Genomic DNA, 20,118 nt, shown 5'->3' on the forward strand with positions numbered 1-20,118 from the left:
ATCAGGACTCAATAACGTCGATCACAACCTTGATATTGGCACCTTGTTCGACGGCATCATGTGCGGCCATGGCTTTATCAAGTGTGAACCTGCGTGAATCGAGCACTGCGCGAACCTGACCGGCTTCCACCAGCGCGGTGACGCGACGGAGAATCTCGCCGTGATGCGCACGGCGCTCGCCACTGAGCATCGGGTGCAACACGAAGACACCACTGACGTCTGTCGAGCGCAGGGACGATGAGGCCAGGTTATGCGGTCCGAAGGCAGCGCAGCTCACTACCCGGCCATAGTGGCGGGTAGCGCCCAGCGATGCTTCCAGCGTAGGACCACCCACAGTGTCGTAAATGATGTCAAAACCCTGACCCTGGGTATATTCCTGCAAGTACTGCTCTAGAGGGGTCTTGGTGTAGTCAATGGCCGTCGCGCCCAGTTCTTTGACCAGCGGCAGCTTGTCGGTGCTAGTCGTCGCAAACACCTTTGCGCCGAGTGCTTTTGCTATCTGGACAGCCATATGGCCGACGCCACCTGCGCCGCCTTGTACCAGAACGGTCTGACCTGGCTGGATATTGGCACGATCCACCAGGCCTTCCCATGCAGTAAGGGCGACCAGCGGAATGGCTGCTGCTTCACGCATGGAAATGTTCTTCGGCTTCAGGGCGATCAATGCAGCATCGACATTGGCATATTCAGCCAGAGAGCCCTGCAGGCCTCGCACGCCCCCGGTCAGGCCGTAGACCTGGTCGCCGACGGCGAATTCGACAACGCCAGCGCCGATTGCAACGATTTCACCGGCCAGGTCAGTACCCAACACAGCTGGCAAAACCGGCATGGCATAGGGTGCCTGACCGGTCCTGATCTTGTAGTCGATCGGATTCACGCCGCTTGCATGGATTTTGACCTGCACTTCGCCTTGGCCAGGCGCGGCAAGATCAATCTGTGTGTCACGGAAAGGTGCACCTTCGTAATTGTCGAGAATAAGTGCACGCATGGATGTTTTGGTAGTCATGGTTATGTCCAGAAAAGCGGCCTCCGGCGCCAAACCAGAGGCTGAAAAATACAATCAGAATTCCTGCACTGTGGGACGCAGAACGATCTCGTTGATATCTACATCGGCGGGCTGTTCGATGGCATACGCAATGGCGCGAGCAACCGAGTCAGCTGGAATGGCAATCTTGTAGAAGTCTTTGACGAAGGCCGAACTTTGCTCGTGCGAGCTACCCAGTTTGAGCTCGGTGTCGATTGCACCCGGTTCAATGGTGGTGGTCCGGATTGCGCCACCCACTTCATGCCGCAGACCTTCCGAAATGGCGCGCACTGCAAACTTGGTGCCGCTGTATACAGTGCCACCGGGGCTAAACACCTTGATGCCGGCAACGGAGGAGATGTTGATGAAATGCCCGCTGCCTTGCTGCTGGAAGACCGGCAAAGCCGCAGCGATGCCGTAGAGGACACCCTTGATGTTGATGTCGATCATGCTTTCCCATTCGTCCACTTTCAGTTCTGACAGTGGCGCGATTGCCATCAGACCTGCGTTATTGACCAGAACATCGATGCGGCCAAAAACGCTCAGGGACTTGCTGATCAGGGCTTTGACATCGTCGACGGCGGTGACGTCGGTTTTCACGACTTCAACCTTGCCACCCTTGGCGCGGATGTCCTCGGCGATGGCTTGCAGTTTCTCTACACGCCGAGCGGCAAGTACAACCGAGGCACCAAGGCCGCTCAGGTGACGTGCCGTTGCTTCACCCAGACCACTGCTTGCGCCAGTAATAACAATAACTTTGCCCGCGATACTCATGATTTTGCTCCTTGCTGTACACGGTTAAATGAAAAACGAATGCTTTGGATGCGTGACAGTATGAGTGAGCCGATAAGCACAGAAAATGGAAGTGTTTGGATTTCAAAAACAACTAAAATGGAATAATTAGGATCAACCTGCAGGAACGCACCGTGCTTAACCGTCTGGAAATGCTGCGTATTTTCATTGCCACCGCTGAAGCGAGTAGCTTCAAGGAAGCTGCAGCACGCCTCGGCATCTCACCACAGGCTGTGACGCGTGCGATCAAAGAGCTTGAACAGCTGCAGGGCGAACTCCTGTTTCATCGCAATACACGCAATATGCGCATCACCAGCTTTGGAGAAACCCTGGCAGGACAAGCCCGGGTGAGTGTGGGAGCCCTTGACGAGCTATTCTTGCGTGACAAGGCTGAGGCAGATTTCGAATCAAGCGGTCTCGTGCGGGTTGCCGCACCGGTGGGTCTGGGGCGATTGCGGTTGCTGGATGTCCTGACCGCGCTCGCTGTCGAGCATCCACGCATCACCTTCGATTTGCATCTGAGCGATCAGCACTCTGATGTGGTGGACGAAAAAATCGACATCGGGGTCCGCTTTGGCTTCATGCGGGACAACCGCTTTGTTGCCCGCAGGGTGACGAGTCAGCGCTTCCATGTGGTGGGCACCCCCGATCTGATCCGTCAGGTCGGGGCGCCGCAGGATATCGGGCAGCTTGATACGCTACCCACCACCGCTTTTCTTGATGCCAGTACCGGCCGCGCCTGGCCCTGGTTATTCAAGGGCGGAATACAATGCAATCCCGCCCGACCACGATTCACCGTCAATGATGGCGAAGCGGAGTGTCGCGCCGTCCTCGCCGGGCTCGCATTTGCCCAAATGCCTTCTTTTCTGGCTGAGCCCTATATGGCATCGGGTGAGCTGGTTCCCGTATTGGCCGAACTGGAACCGGAACCATGGGATATCTACGTATATCGCCCCCAGAAAGGCCCTGTGCCCGCACGTATAAGGCTGGTACATGACCGCCTTGTTGCGGCACTGGCGGGAACATCCGGAGTCAGCGGGACTGAAGCGGCGGCAAGCCCATGAAGGGCGTGCCACCTGCGATGTTCTCCCAAGTTTGACTAGGGCAGCGATTCAGTGTCCATGGATGCGTAGGTTTTCGATTCAGGTGATGGACGCTTTCCAGTGCAAAGCGGACTTGCGCTGCCGCATGCGCCAACTTCCGCTTCGGCCGAACACCTGCCAGCGGTTGTTTAGTACTGGCGCCAAGTCGGCCTTCCATCGCATCTCACCGTTCTGCTGCGGCCGCATGCAGGCCAACAGGTGGACCGGTGTCCGACTGCAAACAGGAGGGCAACCCGCCGGACCTGACTACGGATATCTCGACCATCAACGTGAAACAATCGGCCTCGCACCACAGCTCCAGGGATATCCGAAACATGTGATGCGAGAGGCGAGTGCTGTCACGACATACGGTCAGGGATCAGAATCAACTTGCCCCGAGCCTTGCCACTAAGGCTGATTTCGAGTGCGGCACGCCATTCCTTGAGCGGGAAAGTGCGTGCAACCGGAATCATGAATCTTCCATCTGCGGCTAGGCGGGCAAACTCACCCAGCACAGTATGGCGCAATTCGCGGGCGAGCCTTTCCGCAGCTGCCGCATCAACCACCGGCTTGCCGGTGTCATCAATAGATATACCCTCGTCAGCATCAAAACTGGTACGCGTACCGAGCCTGGCTGCTCCTGCGAAATCAACGATGGTGAGTACTCGCCGGGGATCATTTCCGACAGCCTGAATCAGGTCAGGCAGTGAGCTGAAAACCGAACTTGATACGTTGACCGGGGCAGTATCGAGTGCAAGATCTACGGAGCTGCCAGCGAGCGTTTTGATACGCTCAGCCATGCCCTCGCCATAATTGGTTACCTGCGCACCAAATGCGCGCAGCTGATCCGCATAGGTTGCCCCGGCCGTTGCAAACACCTGCGCGCCGCGAAGGAGTGCAATCTGAACTGCGGCAAAGCCAACGGTCGTCCCTGCGCCATGAACCAGGAGCTTTGTACCGGCCACCACCTGTAGTTGATCGAGACTACGGTAGGCCGTTTCCACCGCCATCGGTAATGACGCTGCCGCAACATAGCCAAGGCTGGCCGGGATAGCAGACCAATAACTGAGCACTGAAAATTCCGATGCACCGGCAACTGGCATCCCCACATAGTCAGGCACGCCGAGCACCCGGTCACCCGGGACGACATCCGTTACGCCATCACCGACAGCATCGACCGTTCCAGCTACCTCAAGCCCGATACCTCGCGGCAGGCTGCCGGGAAATAGACCTCGGCATAATGCCCAGTCTGCCGGCGTCAGCCCACAGGCGTGTACAGTCACCCTGATCTGTCCTGGACCGGGTACGGGAATGGCTGTTTCCTCAAGGTTAAGGACGTCAGCGGGTTCTCCAAAGTACTGAAAGCGAAGGGTCTTCATGGTGATGGATTCCTGGTGATCATATTGGATTTGGCAGGCGACGGATGACCGGGCCGCTTGGCCAGACTTGTGCAATTCCATGCATGAGATAGAATTGTCAGTGACTGACTTTACCTCGTAATGTCAGTCACTGACAATAGGGTTTGGTATGCCTCGGAATCGTGAAGTAGTACGGCGTCTTCTTCAGCAAGCGGCGCTGGCGTTATATGACAAGCAAGGATATGAACAGACCACCACGGCCGAGATTGCCGCTCAGGCGGGGGTGACGGAGCGGACGTTTTTCCGTCATTTCGCTGACAAGCGCGAAGTATTGTTTGGGGGGGAGGAGCTGCTCATTGGCATGTTGGTCAATGCAATCCAGAATGCCCCGGCACACTTGGGGCTTCTGGACACTCTGCTGGTAGCGTTCAAGGCGGCAGAGCCTGTGTTTATCGAAAATCAGCCCTTGTATGAGCCGCTGCGCAGGATTGTTTCCAGTAGCCCGGCATTACAGGAACGTCATCTGGCCAAGGTGCAAGCGATGACTGTCGCTTTGACCATGGCGCTAAGGGAACGAGGCGCAACAGAACACATGGCGAGCCTTGCCGCACAGATGGGGATGTCTGCGATCAGTCACGCAATTCTTGCCTGGCATAAAGAGAGGGCGGGTACGCCGAACGAACATCTTGAAAAAGTGTTCCAGGACATGCGTGCGCTATCCACAAATTAGTGCATTGATGGCTTCTTCAGCCGCTGTGTTGCGGCCGGAGTATGTGAGGCCGCAATGTCCGCTTTTGCTTATGGATTCAACCGGTCGATGCAACAGCCTGTTGGAATCGTTGTGCCGGTGTCTCGTAATCCAGTGTTTTCCTGGGCCGTTCATTCAGCCGCCCGGCTACTGCATCCAGTTCCGCCTGGGTGTAGGCCGATAGGTCTGTTCCCTTGGGGAAGTACTGTCTCAACAACCCATTCGTATTTTCATTGGTCCCGCGTTGCCAGGGGTGCTGCGGGTCGCAGAAATAAACCTGGATGTCGGTGGCCAGCATAAAGCGTTTGTGGTCGGCCAGTTCCTTGCCACGATCCCAGGTGAGTGATTGATACAGCACAGTTGGCAGCTTGCGGGCCTGTTTGATGAGCGCGTTCACGACACTCCCGGTGTCTTTGCTCCTCAATTTCACCAGCATCACGTAACGCGTCTGCCGCTCTACCAGCGTGGCAATCTGGCTGTTCTTGCTGCCACAGAGCAGGTCGCCTTCCCAGTGGCCCGGCAGTGCTCGATCCTGAACCGTGGCGGGACGTTCACGGATGGAGATGGCATCGGTGATCCTGCCGTGATCTTCTGCCTTTTGCGTGTAATGACGTGAACGCCGCATGGCGCGGGTGCGCCGCAAATGAGCCAGCAACTCTTTCTTCAGTGCGCCGCGAGCCTGTATGAAGAGGCTGCGATAAATGGTTTCGTGGGACACCTGATTGCGCTCGTCGTGGGGATGCTCACGCTTGAGCCAGCCAGCGATCTGCTCTGGCGACCACTGCCTTTGCAGCCGGTCTGCCACAACCTCCGCCAACGCTGGATTCTCGACCAGTTTACATCGCTTGGGCCGATGCGCCCGATCCCATGCCGCTTTATCAGCATCAGCGGCCCGATAGGAAGCACATCCGCCATTCCGCCGAATTTCACGACTGATCGTCGAGGCTGCGCGACCCAGATGGCACGCAATGCATCGAATGGGGTTTCCCACCGCCAAAGCGCGTGAAGTCTCTTCTCTTTCGGTGAGGGTGAGTGCCAGGCGGGCGCGTTTTTCTGGGGGCGGGACGTATCCCGCCAGTCTGAGCCAGGATGCCCAGAATGGACGAATGATTGCGGTCAAACAGTTGAGCGATGTGTTGAAGCGATTCGCCTTGCTGCCAGCGATCCCACATCAGTGCTTTCTGGCTTTCCGAGTAGTAAATCCTGGGGCTTTGTTTCATGTGCCACACTCCTCCTGCTTGCGCAGGTTCTAGTGTGTTGCATCGACCGGTTGAATCCACACTTGGCGGACATACTCCGCCAGTCACCCTCCCATCCGCTTTGGCCGATCAGCTGCCCGCTGTAGGTCAATACTGGCGGCTAACTGCCTATACCGAGGGTTAACTCGACCAATTCGCCTAACCCCGGTCAACGAGCCACTGCTCGCACGTACTCGACGTCATTCTTGTCCGTGGTTTGTGCCAAAGCCAGCTAATAACGAGCGTGTGCGTGTACACATTATTTGGATAATGTGTACATGGTCTAGCAAAAATAAAGCTAGGGTGGCTGACAAAGTCCTGCATTCGGCCAAGTGCAGACTTGGATGTGTTGGGGATTCAGTTGAAAGTTTATTTATAAAATTGGCGACAAAACTTTTTGCAGTCTCTGCTGATGCCTAATGTGCTCGTTCTACTTTATCCGGAGATTGATACCAAAGGGGCACGGTCCGGCGCGTTTGCCTTGGGTTAGTTTCTGTCGTTAACCAGAGACGCTGGGCTTCACTGACGCAGTAGTGGCGCGTTTAAGTCCCTTGTCGGCACCGATTGCTTGGGCCGTGTTGCTGCAGACTCGCTTGGTGGACAGGTGTAAAAGTGACTTTCTTTATCGTTCGCGACTGCTGTTGGTCGAAAAGATGCTTGAAATCTGCATTGCTTCCAACCACGCTGAGATATCTATCTGCTCGAATTCTGAGAGGAGCAGCCCGTGAAGCATTTTCCTTACGATATCTTCTTGTCCCATCGGATTGGCGATAATGCTCACGAGTTTCGCGACAAACTAAAGGCTTGTGGCTGCACCGTCTGGTTTGACGAGAACCGAGCTCTGATGGACCGGCGACTTTTCCCATTGATCCGTAAGGCACACGCCGAATCGCGAGTGACGATCGCCTACCTCTTGCCTTGCCAAGCGCCTTCACCTTGGACTGTGCTGGAGATGTTAACTGCCTTACGCAACGAGCGGCATTTCGATATTAAATGCCTCTTTATATACGGGCCTTTGGAGGCGTTCGACTTATCCCGTTCTTGGTCGCTGCCCGAGGAACTCAGTACGGCTCTCGCCGACCCGGTGCGCTGGCTCGAGCACGATGTAACTCTTTTCGCTGGCCGGATAAGAGCGCTTAACAGGGAATTGATGCCCATCAATCCATTCGCTCCCTTGTCTCGCGCCCGCTACATTGCGCGACTGCGCCGCTCCATAGAGGGCTATCTGCGTCGACCCGTCGAAGCGCTAGACCCTCCGACGTCGACTGATCTGCCAACGGATATCGTGGGGCATTCCATCGTCTCGAGTCGGCTACGCGTAGCGTCGGCTACTCTCGGTTGGTTGGAAGGCAACGAAACAGAGCATGATTTGCAGTACTCGGCCTTTGGTTTGCGTGGGTTAGAGCAGCATTTTTCTGAGGGATCAGCCGGACGGACACTTGAGGAAGTTACTCTGTTGTCCACGCTCTGTTGTTGCCTAGTGAGAGCTGAAAGCACGAATACAAGAGCGGAGGGTATGTACCTGTTAAAGGCGATATCGGCCGATGTCGGGCGGCGACGCGCAAACCGCTTGCTGAAATGGAGCTTGAAAAGGGAGTCGGAATGGTCGCTAATTCAACTTTTTATTTCTGAGGCCGATGGCGACGGACCTCAGGCGCAGGCCGGACAATTTCCCGGGTTGGAAGCCGCTCTGCTCCAGTCCGAACAGGCCCCCCCAAAAGAGGCGCTCGATTATGTCCATCCAGATGTCCGTATGCGCTTCGATACCCGCAGTCAGATGAACCCCGAGGATCTTCCTTTTGAATACCGTCTCGAGCTGGAATTGCATTGGCTCCGTATGTTAGCCGCCGAAGTGCGTGACGCGGGGGAAGGGCAGATTTCACTGAATACGTTCAGCGAGCGAAACAGAATGCAGATGATCGAGATGGAGTTGGCCCACCGGAACTTGAATACACTGCTTGCTCAGGCTTATAAGACACCGGTGCAAACCCAGCTAGAGGATGCACTAGGTCGCATCGCACATGTTGAGCGTGACTTGGTCGAGACCAGCGAGCACCATGACGGTGCGCCTTTGACTAGCTTTGCGTTGTACTTTATCGACTATCTACTCCCGATTTTGGGGCTTGGGATTTTAATCGCGCAACAACCTAAGGAATTCAAACTGCTCGGAGAGAGGTGCTGTGAGATTTTCTCCAAGTATACCCAGCTAGACCCACAAGAGTTCATCGCCTACCGCGCCTATTGGTCGGCTTGCACAGAATGGCGAGAAGCAAATGGGGCGGGTCTAGCAGATCATCTCCTCCGGCGCGCTTCGAAATATGGACTCCATGCGGAGATCACATCTCCATAGCTATCAACTGATAGAGGTCTGTTCTAACCTGTATCGGCACCTTTTGCGCGGCTCGGCTCTCGCTAAACATGGCTCGTTGGCGGCGATTACGGCAATGCGCGTCGGCTTCGGGTCTGCTTGGTTTGGTGGTCTGCAGTTCGCAGTTGTAGCTTTCGAAAGTCGGATTGTCTGCCGGGTTCAAAATGCTGCTAAGCGGGTTTCCTTCTTCGTACCCTTTTTGCTCAGTGGTACCGTCAAAAGGTTCCTTCAGTCGTTCGGATATCTGTACGCCAATGATAGATCGAAGGTTGTGGAGGGGACTGCAATCAGGTCCGATCGCGCATGGCCTTGGATAGCACAAGCTCAGTGCAGGTTCTAGTAAACCTACATGATTAAGACGTAGCAACTGATAGTGTGAATCCTCGTGAACGCGCCATGCAGGGCCATTAGATAATTTCATTTGCAGAGACGTCGGCGTTCTTCAGCATGTATACCTCCGCCGGTGGTCAAACGCTCCTTGTCCAAATGGTCACACCCCGTAGCCCTTTGATTTGCTGGTAGTTACGCTGTGTACTGTGACCTGTCCCTGCCCCGTAACTTGGGCAGACTACTAATCGTCGGAAAATTCGGACCCACGACTGTAGATTTAGTACGCTCATCAGAAGCCGCGAGTTCATTCTCCCTCGTGAGTTTCTGGTCAGAGTCGGCTCGGGTAGAGGCACATCCAACTGAAACGGATTGCTCTCCGGGACTTGGCTGTTACTGTTCATCTTTAATTTTGCCATCTAGAAGATATGGCTGACCGTTGTGGTCCATGAATTTCATGTTAGGTCGTGACCGCTGTAAGACCGCGTGGGCCAATTGATTTATTTACCCTAGCATTTGGGGGGCTTACAGGAGTGCTGCTCTCTTTTTTGGACTGTTCGGGCGGAACGCTACCGGAGGCCTCTGCAGTTTCAATGTGGTTGTTTTGTAGGGTGGCTTTACGACTCCTATGGCTGGTGGGCGTAAATGGAAGGAAATGACCAAGAAAAGCCTATGCGTTGGTTTTGTGATATTTCATTTTAATGAGTAAAAAGCTAAATCTTTTGATTTTCCATCGCGAAGCAATGTCTGCGATGGGGCATCAACCTAAATTTGGTCAGAAAAAAGGGGGAATTCAGTATCGTAGATTCATGATCTAGTAACGCCATGGGTACGGCTATGAAGGAGCAGGGCAATGAGTTCACTTAAAATTTTTGTCAGCCACACAACGGAATGCGCAGATCTGGCAAAAAGCCTAAGAACATCTTTACTTGCTTTGCAAGCAGGCGGCGAGTTGGATATAAGAATCCATGAAGAAATGCCTGGTGGCATTGACTGGAGAAAATGGATAGAGCAAAACACGCGGCTTGCGAACGCTTTTGTCTTCTTATACCCCCATTCTGACATTGATATGGGATGGCCGAATTTTGAGGTGGCTCGTTTTTTGGGAGGGAATGAAGAAGATCGAGAAAGTAAAGTGGTGTGGATACGCAATCCAAAAATAGCAAAGATGCCAGCAGTATTCGAGCCCCATCAGGCCTATGATGCAACCCAATCAGGAATTTTTAAGTTTTTTAAAGAAATCTTTGTGGATGGTCTTTTGACAAACGGTGAGCCATTAAATGTCGATGTCAACAAACCAACCACCAGCCACTATGGGACTGCTAATACTATTGCAAAAGAATTGGCTGAAAAATTCGCCAAAGCCGCAGTAAGACCACAATATCACACACGGCGCATACAGATCTCGCTTGCCTATGACAAATCTGGCATTTTGGATGCTGAGCAATCTTTAGTACAGGGGAATTCGGATGGTATGAAAATGATTGGAAGGGGGCCCGATGCCTCCGTAGATTGGGCTACGGTGCGAGCAGCGCTAAGTAGGTCAGTTGACTGGCCTGCCGAACTTGAACATGAAATTTCAGCATTTGGTGCTGGTGCACTTCCCCCAAGTCTTTCGCCCTTTACTCTTGATGATGAAATCTATATTCCAGTTATATCAAAAAGTGAAATCGTTCAGACATACATCGGACGTATTACTGTTATCTTTGTAGCTGCAAATATGGGCCGGCTGAGAACAATGCTCGAATGGAAAATGCCTGAGACTATGCCGGGTCAGATTGCTGCTTTTGTTATCCTTGTTCGACTGATGCTACGGGTTCGTTATGATGTCTTGGAACCTAGATATCAAGAAGCCAAATTTCATTCTCCATCTTACAAACGTCGTATTGAGATATGTGAGGCAGTTCTGGCTGGATTTGATTTGGTGCGAGTAGAATCTCAAAGAGTCGGAACTAAGGGGCTTGACGCATTCTACATGATTTTTGATGCTTCTCTTAAGTCGGGATTGGTGAATAATAGCGAAGATTATTTGAAAAATATAAAAAGGTTGAAAATGCATGCAGATTCTCTTCGTGCATTAGAGAAAGAGGAAGAAGGAAAAGAAGATGAATTGGTGAGTGTTTTGGATGATTTGTTAAAAAACAATGTTCGCTGGCTAGGAATGGCAGCAATGCAATTTGAGCTATTTGTTAAAATGTGGCAATAAACTTGGGGGATGCGGTGATTGCCGATGGTTATCGGTTTTTAGCAAAAATTAAAATTTTTATTTTCACCCATAATTAATCTGAATGATGCAGTATTCGGCATTGAAAACTAACCCACATAGAACATATTCTCGCAAGACAACAAGTGGGAATTATGGGGTGATCGACGTCGCTATGTTGAGCATCATATGGCATTGGTTTTTGGGGCATGTGCCGCTGCGCGGGACTGCACGGAAACGGTATCTAATGCAATGCGGTTTACCGTTAAATCCGCTCGGAGATCTTGCTGCCGGAATAAGCTTACGACACTTCCTGGCAAACTCGATGACAAGCTTTATATGCGTGGCAACCCGAGTGCGATGGTAGTTTGGTGAGCCACAGTGATAGTGGGTCCTGGTATGTTGGCCTCCGGTACAGCGAACGTCTGGCGGAAGCAGACATAGAGCCGTCGGTGGGCAGGAAAAGAAGGGGGGGTAGCAAACTCGCTCAAACTCTTTCACCCTAAGCGGACATTCGCGTCGAATGCCTCAGGGAAGTGCGCCGCGTCCACCTGTTTTTCTGCAACGGCCGCACCCAGCCGGGTCAATCTGTCGAGATTCTGCGGCCGGTCCATCTCCTGCATGTTCGCCAAATAGGCGGCGTCTACCACCTCGCCTACATCTAGGCCCGCCTTTTCGAACCAATTCTCCGTGAACACGGCATTGTAGCGGTGATAAGTGAGCATGCCACCACCTTCTCCCAATGCTGGGCCAGCTGTCCCCATCTCACGGTCGATCGCGCGCGCGGTTGGCGTGGGCTTGGATATCCACTGCATCACTGTTTCCACGAGGTCGCTGCAGTCTTCCATCAAATTCTTGAGCGCTAGCAATGCCTGTGCGGCCGCGGTGTCGGTGCCCAATTTGGAGAGATCGACACTAGCATTGGCCTTGCCCGTGCCCACTGAAACCAGCAGGAGTCTGTCGGCACCCGGCTTCCAGCCGAACTTGTAGCCATCCATCGTCGCGACCATTAGGGCCTGAAGGGAAGGGTTATTGTGCGGACTGACTCCTCCGTCGACGAATAGCCCAACGGTGTTCTCTCGCTCTGGGGACTCATTGGAACGAATGGAGATCTCTTCCCCTGCGAAAAAAGTCGGAGCCGCCGTGCTGGCACGCACCACTTGCCACAGTGGATACTCGCCGTTGGGAATGGTCTGCAACCGCTTGGGATTCGCATTAAAGTACATGGAATTTGGGTTGTTGGTCATCGCCCAGGTACTGCCGGTATCCAATCGCTTGGTCACGACAAGCAAACCGGTGTGGAACTCCGTGTCCTTCATCATTTTTGTACCGAGCACATCGCGCAATGCTTTGGCCACGGCATCGGCATCATACTTCTCCAGCACGGCACCCCGGCGCCAGAAGCTGCGTTTAAAGACAGTGTTGCCCAAATTACGATAATGGTTTTCGATTTCGTTAACCGCCATCCCCTTGGACAACCCGGCTGCGATGATAGCGCCCGTAGAAGTGCCGGCAATGAGGTCGAAGTAGTTGCACAGCCGCATGTTGGGATCGTTGAACCGATCTTGCAGTATCCTCTCGATCTTCTTTAGCACCTGCAAGGTCATCATTCCTCGCAGGCCCCCGCCATCGAGGGTTAAGATGCGCTTGGGACCTTCCTTCGGGTCCAGATGTTGTTCGAATGTGCGGTAGATAGCCATGATTCCTCCACTGATTGGAGTCGGAAAAAAGATCAATTGGCGGTCAGGGACCGACTGTCAATTACTCTGACATATACTCCACCTGCGTTCTCCGCCAACCTAAGCATTTCCGCTGTACCGTTCGGAGACATATCGCCCTTGTTGTGATCCCACAACGCCAACAGCGTGACTTTATTGGCGCCCCAAGCTTGTGCTTGGTGAAGCATCCAGCGATTACCGCGTGACCAAGGGGTCATTGAGTGTTTGAAGAGCCACTGTGGTAGTCCTGCGTCGTCGCTTAGTACAAAGGTCCGCCCAAGGGGCTGAGCATCAGCCAGAGCAAAGAAACGGTTACGCCAGTCGATGTCGTAATCCTTGAAGACTTCGCTGGCTACAATATCGCGGCTCATAGGCAGGCACAGCCACGTCTTGATTCCCAAAGATTGGCATGCCTCCAACGCCAAAATATCTGCGCCCGGCGCCGCTGAAACAAGCACGCTGCAATCATCGGCCTCGTCGTTGAGCTGTTTAAGCGCAGCCTCAATAAGTGCACGCGCACGGCCCTGCTCGCTGGCGGGAAAACGTGGCGTATACAAGGTCGCTCCGGTGCGATCCACATTGTGACCACTGAAAATGACGAGATGACGCTCGATTTTCTTCGTGGGCGTACCACGGGATTCTACGGCCACCGTGATGGGCTCATCGAATGCACGAAACACAGCTTGTGCAGCAGGCACGCCAATGCCTAGCTGCTCGAACAGCTCAAGCTGCCCTCGTGCGGCGTCCCAGAAAAAAGTCCCCTTGGGCACGGCGTCCCGGTAGGCGTCCACTACAACTGAATAGTCGGCCCCCGGCGCATCATCTAGCCGGTCGAGAAATAGCAGGTCCGCGGCCGCGATGCGGGCCCAGATAAGGTCGTCACCCAGTAGCATTGCGCAGCCACGCTCGGTAGCTGCCTTCACGATATGTGTGAGTGCGGCTAAATTATCCTCTAAGTCCTCCAGATAGCGACTGGCACGGCGTTCGATGCCTGCGAACAGGTTCTTGAACCGGGTGCTCATGGACAGCGACTTCAGGATGTGGCCCATCTGCAACGCGGCGAGGCCTGGGAAAAAATGATTGAGATCGACCCGGTAGGCTTCCCGATAGGCATCGTACGCGTCTCGAGCCCGGGTATCGATGGCACGCTCGCGGCGCTCTTCCTGTGTATCGAGATTCGCAAAGTCCAGCCGCCACAAGGTCTTCAGGTTGCGGCCCCGAAGCGCTAGCGCCTCCGCATGTTGGGCCGACAATAAATTCTGACCCGCGAGCAGATTCTGTATCGCAAGGTTGGAACGCTCGAGATCGGCCGGGTCGCCATGGATCTTGTAAAGACGCTCGTACACGTTGGCGAGGGCATGGTTGGCCTCCACGTCTCCCTTATCACCCGCCAACACTTCTTTCCACGTGCGCGCGGCTACCTTGAAATCCTTCAGAGCCCACTGTTCGCGCCCGACGAGGCGAAGCCCTTCACGCTCGAAAATCTCGCCGCGTACATCTTCCGCCAGTAGACGCAACCACCCTTTATCCTTGCGAGAGCGGGCCAATTGCACTTCCTGTGTGAAACTAGGTGGCACAGCCCCAATGCTTCTACTGTCAGCTTGCTGGAGCTTAGGCATCATCAGAAAGATGGGGCTATCCGTCTCGCGGTCCAGGGCTTGCGCCGCATTGATCACATCGATCAGTTTCTCTACGTCTTTCCCAGGGTCTGCCCATGAGTACTCCATGTAGCGCAAACCCGCGATGTCGAAGGGTGCTCGGTCATTTGAAGGAGTGCCCTTTATCAACACTGTATATTTTTTGCGTAACGCGTGCCGCACGCCCAATTCGTAGAATACATTGGGGTTGTGTACCGTGATATCGCAGATGACTACAGCTGCGCGCAAAATAAGTTGGAACATGTCCTGGTGTATCGGTCCCGAGCCCTGCACAATAGCCGTCGTACCTCCGACTAGACCGCATTTCTCCATGGCGGGCTTGATCAGCTCCCGGTCGACCATATCAAAGTCAATCAGCTCTCCGCCTGAGTCTTTTTTCTCACCAAATCCCCGAATCACGAAGCAGTCCATCGCGCGCCTCTTTTCGTCTTCTTGCTCTAGTCACTCGTCCAGTTCGTACAACTCCTCGAATTTCTTCGCACTGACAGCATAGGCGTCAGCCCCATCGGCTTCGTTTGATACAAGCCAGTCGCCCGAGTCGTAGTTGGTGCCACCTTCCTTCGTTGTCACGCGGCCGGCTTCAGCCGCTTGCACGGCCCAGACTTTACCGGTCTTTATATACAAACCATTACTCTGGACCGTATAGGTGTTCGCGAAAGAGTCAGCTTCCACCGTGTACACATCGCCGTTATTGTTCACCAGCCAATCATGAGGTTTACAGCGTTGCTCTTCGCCCCATTTCTTGTAGGTGAAACCTTCAGTGTCTAGCTTGAGTTGGACCGCGACCACGGGTATTCCCGGTCGGCGGCGGTAGCGTTGTCGTTCACCCATGAGGGATCCTTTAGTCCGGCGCGGCATTGATTGATCAAGTTGGCCCGTCGAAAGCGCACATCTCGCAGGTTTGCATACGATAGGACGGTGCCCGAAAGATCGGAATTCCTGAGCGATCTCTTCGGCAACTCGATTCCAGATAAGTTTGGCACAATGAAAGGATTGCTCAGCCTCCACTGGTTCAGGCGGTTGAACCCTTTGCTATCAAAAGGAACATTAGATCATTGGTCATTGCCGCCCATTTGTCTGGAGAGAATGGTGGTGATAGTTGTCGTTGGCGCATCACTTGAGCGAAGGGTTAGGCGCCATCTCTGAGATTTACTCGGCCATTACTTACAACGTCCAGTCACCGCTTCGAATCTGGCCATGGACCCAAAATAGTCTTACGCTGAGGTCATCCAGCGCATGAACGCTGAATTCAGCCTCAGTCGGGCGGTGCGAGAAGGCAACTGCGTGGTCGTCAGGGAAGGCCGAAAGAGCATGTACGACATCTCCGGGAATGTCACAGGGTCGCGGATGCAGCCAGCAAACGATCGTGCTGCGAGGATGATTTAGCATTTGATCGACAACGTGAGTTCGAAGCCCGTTGTCGTCCAGCAAAGCCTCAGACAAGAATATTAGATACAAGCTCCCATTTGTGCGGAGACTGAATAGCCGCATCTCACGGTCGTTGTCTTCCATCGTGGCGAATGGTGGGTACGAAGTCTCCCCCCACTTGTCGTCGTGTAAGGCAGCGAAGGATCGCTGATCGACAAGCCAACGCATTACGCGTCGTACATCTTCCTCATCCTTTCTATGGAAGCAGTGAGCCAGCATCAGCTCCCTGGGGGCGATTTGGACTGGTTCAATTGCGTTAGAACGAGGGTCGAAGCGAAAAATTCGCTTGTTTTTTCGTGCAGCAAGGTCGCGCTCAAATGCGCACCAGAATGACTTGTTTGATGCCTTGCTATCGATGAAGATCACTCCCTCCGCGTCTAATACCCCACTGATAAGTTTGTCGCTTACAAAGTCAGTGGGAGGAAGATTAATCGCTTCAAACACTACGGGCTGCACGTACCTCGGGAGTATTTGGAGGAGTGCGTTAAGCGCTTTTCGATCCGAGTAGGCATGCGAGATGAAGCAAAATGTCGGAAGTGCTAAAGAGTCCTCTACGCATGCCTGCGAAGCCGCATCACCGCCAAGTAGCGGCTGAAGCATCTGCTTAAGGCGATGATTGTTTTGCCGGCTGCGAGCCGCCTCCTTGCCACCAGGACCCTGATGGGCAGTGAAGTATTTTGCTGCGGCGTCGGACAGCGCGATGGCTTCGCGTGCGAGTACGGGATCGTTTACCATCTTCGCGTGGTATGCCAACGCGACTGCCAGCTCATCCCGAGCCATAGTCACTTCGATTGAATCGTCTCCATGCGTTTGAGCGGCGTAGTCAGCCGCTTGGCGACCGTGTGTCACCGATTCGGCAAAACGTTCGGTGTGCAGGTAAACGCGTGCGAGATATAGGCAGCAAACGGCTAATTCAGGTCGTGCCGAAACCCCAGCAAGCTCGAAGACGCTCTTTGAATCCAGCAGCAATGGCAAAGCCATATCATACTTACATTGCCGGAAATACATCATTGCGAGCTCATCCTGCTCTATTGCTCGCTTCAAGTTCTTTTTGGACGAAGAACCAGCACTCGATGTCGTTCGAGCCCGTAACTGTTCTTCTATGGTGAACGAATGTCCTTGTCGCCGGCAGATGTCCATTTGGACTCGTTCAAGGCGGACGCGCATAATGTCTTGGCGGTCGAATCGGTCGAAAATTGCAAGCGCCTCATCGATCGCCTCGCGTGCCTCCTTGATCTTTCCCAACAGATGCAGCGCTTCGGCAAGATCGACAAGACTCATTCCCACAGATACGGAGTCGCTGGCGAAGACTTCGAGTAGAAGCTGATGCTTGAGGGAAAGAAGTGCGAAAGCACGTTGGCCATTTCCACGCTCAAGCGCTGCGCGCCCGTCTGTGGTTAGGTGCATGATCTGTGTCAATACGGAAGAAGTATCTGAGTCGGCAAGATCATTAGAGAGCGGCTCTCTGTGGAGCCCTCTTGAGGATGCGGTACGCGTTACGCGAAATGCCCTTGTGACGCCTAAAAGTAGAAGTGATAGGCGACTGGAGCGCAGTGTACGGAACCACAGGCTCAGCTTGTGGCGAGCCACTGCGACTATCGTATTAGCCGGGGACTTAAAGACCACGTCGCAAACCCTCTAGTTGAACAAAGCTGCGTCACAGCCCGACCCCCTATTGCTGCGGCGACTGAGATCCTGAAATGCGAGCTCAACAGCCAAAAAATCACGATGACTGAACGGACCTACTGGGCCCCCTGACTTACCCGCCTGCAGCAACACGCGGTGCCAGCTCTCAACAGGAAACGCTATTGCCAGTTGTAAAAGCACCCCCTTCGTTCTCCACGAAACACTGACTCGGAGAGTCGTACTGGTATTGCCTCTCTGGGCATGATCTAGGCGAGCCATGTAACGAAAAGGCTAACTCGTTATACCCTCTAGGTCATATAACGTTAATAGTACGGACAGGTAATATTCGCTTTAAATAATTGAATCGATTGAGTCATATCGCTCGGCAGCCCGTGTAGTCAAGCCAAGCATACGGATGGAGGGGCGTGCTGTACGGTACGGTCATTGTGAAATAGCTAGTGGCTATTTGACTTATCAACCAACATCCTGTCTGGCAGAGATGTTGCCGAAAAGGCTATATACCCGACCTGGGGTCGAGCACTGAGGAATAGGGTAGCAATTCTCTTCGCTGATTTCTGCCAACCCTAAGCGGTTGCCGTTGCTCTGCACAGCAATCTCTTCGTGCAGGAAGTAGCAGTATCTGGTGACCTTGTGGATTGTTAAGGGTGCCGATACCAGATTATTGCGACTGCCTTGGTTTTACTTTGGGGTGCCATTGGGTTGAGCGGCGTTGTCATTAGCCCAAACAAAACCTGAGCAGCAAATCGGATACGAGTTTGGCGGGTTCAAGGCATACGCGGCTGCAGCGAGGTGCGGGTGATATCCGTCAATTGTAGTTCCCAGCTGAGGAGGTAAAGACCGAATGCTTTGGTCATTAACGGTCTTTGCAACCAACTCGGTTTTGATGCAGCAAGCTCTACGTACACATTATCTGCATAATGTGTACATGGGACGAGGTCCGCTGATGTGGCTCCCCGACTTTTGCGAAAGTCCATGTTTTATTTTGCGAGCTTCCGCCTTATAAACTGAAGCAGTCGCGCCGTGATTGTTATTGCGCCCTCGCCTTGGATCGCTTGCCTGCCGCCCAAAAAATGAAGTCCAGTGCCTTCTGTTCCGAGACTTGGGCTTCGTTGCATGTAAATTTTTCTCGAAAGAGCGTCCGGGTGAAATTTAGTTGGTTGTTCGTCAAGGTCTGTTCGTACAATCTACGCAACTTGCAATAGAAAGACAGGTACGTGTCAAGACGTACCTCGAAGGGCTTGGAGGGATGTGGTGGCTGAAACCCAAACAGGGATGCAACTTCAGCATCGTAGATTGGTAAGCGCGGGTCGACCGTTGCTGCGAGCTTGGTTGCGAACGAAAACTGCAAAGATTGCTGGCCTTTCCGATTTGGGAATTTCCAGAGCTCCTTCACAATGCTCACCAAGTCGGCTCGCCCAGCCTCTTTGGCATCTTGCATTAGATCGAAGTACCGTTGCTTGAATTTTGGGGTAAGTCCCGCGTTGTCTAAACGGTAAAAAGATCTGAACATGAATTGAAAAACTGCATCGGCCCCTGGGTCGACAGAAAGATATCGCTCTGATAAAAAACGATAAACATCAATGGACTCTTTATTGAGTGCATCGAGAACGAGGCTAGCACTGGTTTCAATCTCGAGGGGCAACAGCAGTGACATCTTGATTCCTAGCCAATTATGACTGAACAGTTCGAATCGTTTGATCTAAATGAGACGTTTTTTACGGCGGACGAGCTTGCATGGGTCCGTAAATATGGACCCGCGCTTGATGAGCTGGTGCGTGGTCTGCGGAGTCCTAAAACTGATGCTCAAGCATCCTTTCTGCGTGTTGTTCGTGGCGATGCACCACCTCTATCTCCGGCCGAGCAGCTTTGGGTAAGAGTCTTGCTGGCACGGGAAGTCACACAACTCCGCACTAAGATTGCCGCCCGTGATGCGCTCCTCGAATCCGTAGCGTCCGTGCGAAGTTCCATCCTAATTCAAGAACTTGGTATCGAATTTTTTGAACGGTCTAACCATCCCGCTATGCTACGCGTAGGTGCCGATCACTACTTGAAAAATGATTCGACTGACCCAACAAAAACATTCGCTTTGGCTCTTCAGGCGTCACAACTTGGCGATGGGCAGAGCTCTTACATAGTCGGGATGCTCTACGAATATGGCATAGGTATTAGCGAGGATCGCAACGAGGCCAATAAGTTTTATCGTTTGGCCGTAAAGCGAGGAGTTGAAGAGGCCCAAGCGAAAATATTTGTGAAGCCGTCACTTCCTTCTGCGAAGGAAAATCACCTGCTGTGGCCAAGCCCTAAATCCACTTCGCGCGAATCCGAAGATGACTGGAATAACGGTGATGACTTTGATTCTGGTGCATGGGAACAAATCCTTGGTGGCCCTGAAGAGGCAGTGTTCGAGCGCGAAGAATAGGTATGTATACACCGGCGTCGTAGCTATTTTAGGGGAATACTCCTTTTAACTGTTGCGATGTTCAATCAGCGTGCGAGCTGGATACTTGCCCGTATGATCGATGCTCGA

The 20,118-nt window shown here is 53.3% G+C and carries 14 protein-coding genes and 2 pseudogenes; 6 read left to right on the forward strand and 10 right to left on the reverse strand.

Features of this window, described 5'->3' with window-relative positions:
* Nucleotide 1: 1 nt before the first annotated feature.
* Complete coding sequence (locus IEX44_RS13205) at nt 2-1,006, reverse strand: zinc-dependent alcohol dehydrogenase family protein (RefSeq protein ID WP_188694512.1); 1,005 nt, start codon at nt 1,004-1,006, stop codon at nt 2-4.
* Between the two features lie 54 nt (nt 1,007-1,060).
* Nucleotides 1,061-1,798 carry an SDR family oxidoreductase gene (locus tag IEX44_RS13210; RefSeq protein WP_229679093.1) on the reverse strand — a complete coding sequence of 246 codons (738 nt, stop codon included), beginning with the start codon at nt 1,796-1,798 and terminating at the stop codon, nt 1,061-1,063.
* A 152-nt stretch (nt 1,799-1,950) separates the two neighbouring features.
* Between IEX44_RS13210 and IEX44_RS13215 the strand changes: the two genes are divergently transcribed.
* Nucleotides 1,951-2,880: a LysR family transcriptional regulator gene (locus IEX44_RS13215; RefSeq protein WP_188694515.1), complete on the forward strand. Its 930-nt coding sequence runs from the start codon at nt 1,951-1,953 to the stop codon at nt 2,878-2,880.
* 377 nt (nt 2,881-3,257) lie between these two features.
* On the opposite strand, the gene IEX44_RS13220 is transcribed toward IEX44_RS13215, so the two are convergent.
* Entirely contained in the window at nt 3,258-4,358 is a 1,101-nt protein-coding gene (locus IEX44_RS13220) for an NADP-dependent oxidoreductase (protein ID WP_229679095.1), read from the reverse strand.
* Nucleotides 4,359-4,425: 67 nt separating this feature from the next.
* Between IEX44_RS13220 and IEX44_RS13225 the strand changes: the two genes are divergently transcribed.
* Entirely contained in the window at nt 4,426-4,986 is a 561-nt protein-coding gene (locus IEX44_RS13225; RefSeq protein ID WP_188694518.1) for a TetR/AcrR family transcriptional regulator, read from the forward strand.
* Nucleotides 4,987-5,062: 76 nt separating this feature from the next.
* Here IEX44_RS13225 and IEX44_RS13230 read toward each other — a convergent pair.
* Nucleotides 5,063-6,224: pseudogene (locus IEX44_RS13230) on the reverse strand (IS30 family transposase).
* 742 nt (nt 6,225-6,966) lie between these two features.
* On the opposite strand from IEX44_RS13230, the gene IEX44_RS13235 reads away from it, so the two are divergent.
* From IEX44_RS13235 to IEX44_RS13245, 3 genes and pseudogenes are all read left to right on the forward strand, one after another.
* A complete protein-coding gene (locus IEX44_RS13235) occupies nt 6,967-8,592 on the forward strand; it encodes a toll/interleukin-1 receptor domain-containing protein (RefSeq protein WP_188694522.1) in 1,626 nt (541 codons plus the stop codon).
* Between the two features lie 1,198 nt (nt 8,593-9,790).
* Nucleotides 9,791-11,143, forward strand: a complete 1,353-nt coding sequence (locus tag IEX44_RS13240; RefSeq protein WP_188694525.1) for a hypothetical protein — start codon at nt 9,791-9,793, stop codon at nt 11,141-11,143.
* 326 nt (nt 11,144-11,469) lie between these two features.
* Nucleotides 11,470-11,640, forward strand: a pseudogene (locus IEX44_RS13245) (IS3 family transposase); the annotation flags it as partial.
* On the opposite strand, the gene IEX44_RS13250 reads toward IEX44_RS13245, so the two are convergent.
* The 6 genes from IEX44_RS13250 to IEX44_RS13275 form a co-directional block, all read right to left on the reverse strand.
* The gene (locus IEX44_RS13250; protein WP_188694528.1) at nt 11,638-12,840 is read right to left on the reverse strand and encodes a patatin-like phospholipase family protein; all 1,203 of its coding nucleotides are present in this window, start codon (nt 12,838-12,840) and stop codon (nt 11,638-11,640) included. The pseudogene IEX44_RS13245 and the gene IEX44_RS13250 sit on opposite strands and share 3 nt — an antisense overlap.
* Nucleotides 12,841-12,872: 32 nt before the next feature.
* The gene (locus IEX44_RS13255; protein WP_188694531.1) at nt 12,873-14,927 is read right to left on the reverse strand and encodes a tetratricopeptide repeat-containing protein; all 2,055 of its coding nucleotides are present in this window, start codon (nt 14,925-14,927) and stop codon (nt 12,873-12,875) included.
* Nucleotides 14,928-14,957: 30 nt separating this feature from the next.
* Nucleotides 14,958-15,347: a hypothetical protein gene (locus tag IEX44_RS13260; protein WP_188694533.1), complete on the reverse strand. Its 390-nt coding sequence runs from the start codon at nt 15,345-15,347 to the stop codon at nt 14,958-14,960.
* Nucleotides 15,281-15,499 (reverse strand): pentapeptide repeat-containing protein, encoded by a 219-nt coding sequence (locus IEX44_RS21330; RefSeq protein WP_373287788.1) that lies wholly within the window; start codon nt 15,497-15,499, stop codon nt 15,281-15,283. Before IEX44_RS21330 ends, IEX44_RS13260 begins: the two co-directional genes overlap by 67 nt.
* A 181-nt stretch (nt 15,500-15,680) precedes the next feature.
* The gene (locus IEX44_RS13270) at nt 15,681-17,351 is read right to left on the reverse strand and encodes a tetratricopeptide repeat protein (RefSeq protein WP_188694539.1); all 1,671 of its coding nucleotides are present in this window, start codon (nt 17,349-17,351) and stop codon (nt 15,681-15,683) included.
* Nucleotides 17,352-18,618: 1,267 nt separating this feature from the next.
* Complete coding sequence (locus IEX44_RS13275) at nt 18,619-19,245, reverse strand: hypothetical protein (protein WP_188694542.1); 627 nt, start codon at nt 19,243-19,245, stop codon at nt 18,619-18,621.
* Between the two features lie 18 nt (nt 19,246-19,263).
* Between IEX44_RS13275 and maoP the strand changes: the two genes are divergently transcribed.
* Nucleotides 19,264-20,010 (forward strand): DUF413 domain-containing protein, encoded by a 747-nt coding sequence (gene maoP / locus IEX44_RS13280; RefSeq protein ID WP_188694545.1) that lies wholly within the window; start codon nt 19,264-19,266, stop codon nt 20,008-20,010.
* The last annotated feature ends 108 nt before the right edge of the window (nt 20,011-20,118 follow it).

Origin of the sequence: Silvimonas amylolytica, from assembly GCF_014645555.1 — a bacterium.
In the GTDB taxonomy this organism is placed as follows: Bacteria; Pseudomonadota; Gammaproteobacteria; order Burkholderiales; family Chitinibacteraceae; genus Silvimonas; species Silvimonas amylolytica.

What these genes read in the sequence shown, in the direction of transcription:
- IEX44_RS13210 (WP_229679093.1), bottom strand. Translation starts at nt 1,798, where the DNA reads ATGAGTATCGCGGGCAAAGTTATTGTTATTACTGGCGCAAGCAGTGGT.
- IEX44_RS13240 (WP_188694525.1), top strand. Translation starts at nt 9,791, where the DNA reads ATGAGTTCACTTAAAATTTTTGTCAGCCACACAACGGAATGCGCAGAT.
- IEX44_RS13225 (WP_188694518.1), top strand. Translation starts at nt 4,426, where the DNA reads ATGCCTCGGAATCGTGAAGTAGTACGGCGTCTTCTTCAGCAAGCGGCG.
- IEX44_RS13220 (WP_229679095.1), bottom strand. Translation starts at nt 4,358, where the DNA reads ATGGAATTGCACAAGTCTGGCCAAGCGGCCCGGTCATCCGTCGCCTGC.
- IEX44_RS13250 (WP_188694528.1), bottom strand. Translation starts at nt 12,840, where the DNA reads ATGGCTATCTACCGCACATTCGAACAACATCTGGACCCGAAGGAAGGT.
- IEX44_RS13270 (WP_188694539.1), bottom strand. Translation starts at nt 17,351, where the DNA reads ATGCACCTAACCACAGACGGGCGCGCAGCGCTTGAGCGTGGAAATGGC.
- IEX44_RS13205 (WP_188694512.1), bottom strand. Translation starts at nt 1,006, where the DNA reads ATGACTACCAAAACATCCATGCGTGCACTTATTCTCGACAATTACGAA.
- IEX44_RS13260 (WP_188694533.1), bottom strand. Translation starts at nt 15,347, where the DNA reads ATGGGTGAACGACAACGCTACCGCCGCCGACCGGGAATACCCGTGGTC.
- maoP (WP_188694545.1), top strand. Translation starts at nt 19,264, where the DNA reads ATGACTGAACAGTTCGAATCGTTTGATCTAAATGAGACGTTTTTTACG.
- IEX44_RS13275 (WP_188694542.1), bottom strand. Translation starts at nt 19,245, where the DNA reads ATGTCACTGCTGTTGCCCCTCGAGATTGAAACCAGTGCTAGCCTCGTT.
- IEX44_RS13255 (WP_188694531.1), bottom strand. Translation starts at nt 14,927, where the DNA reads ATGGACTGCTTCGTGATTCGGGGATTTGGTGAGAAAAAAGACTCAGGC.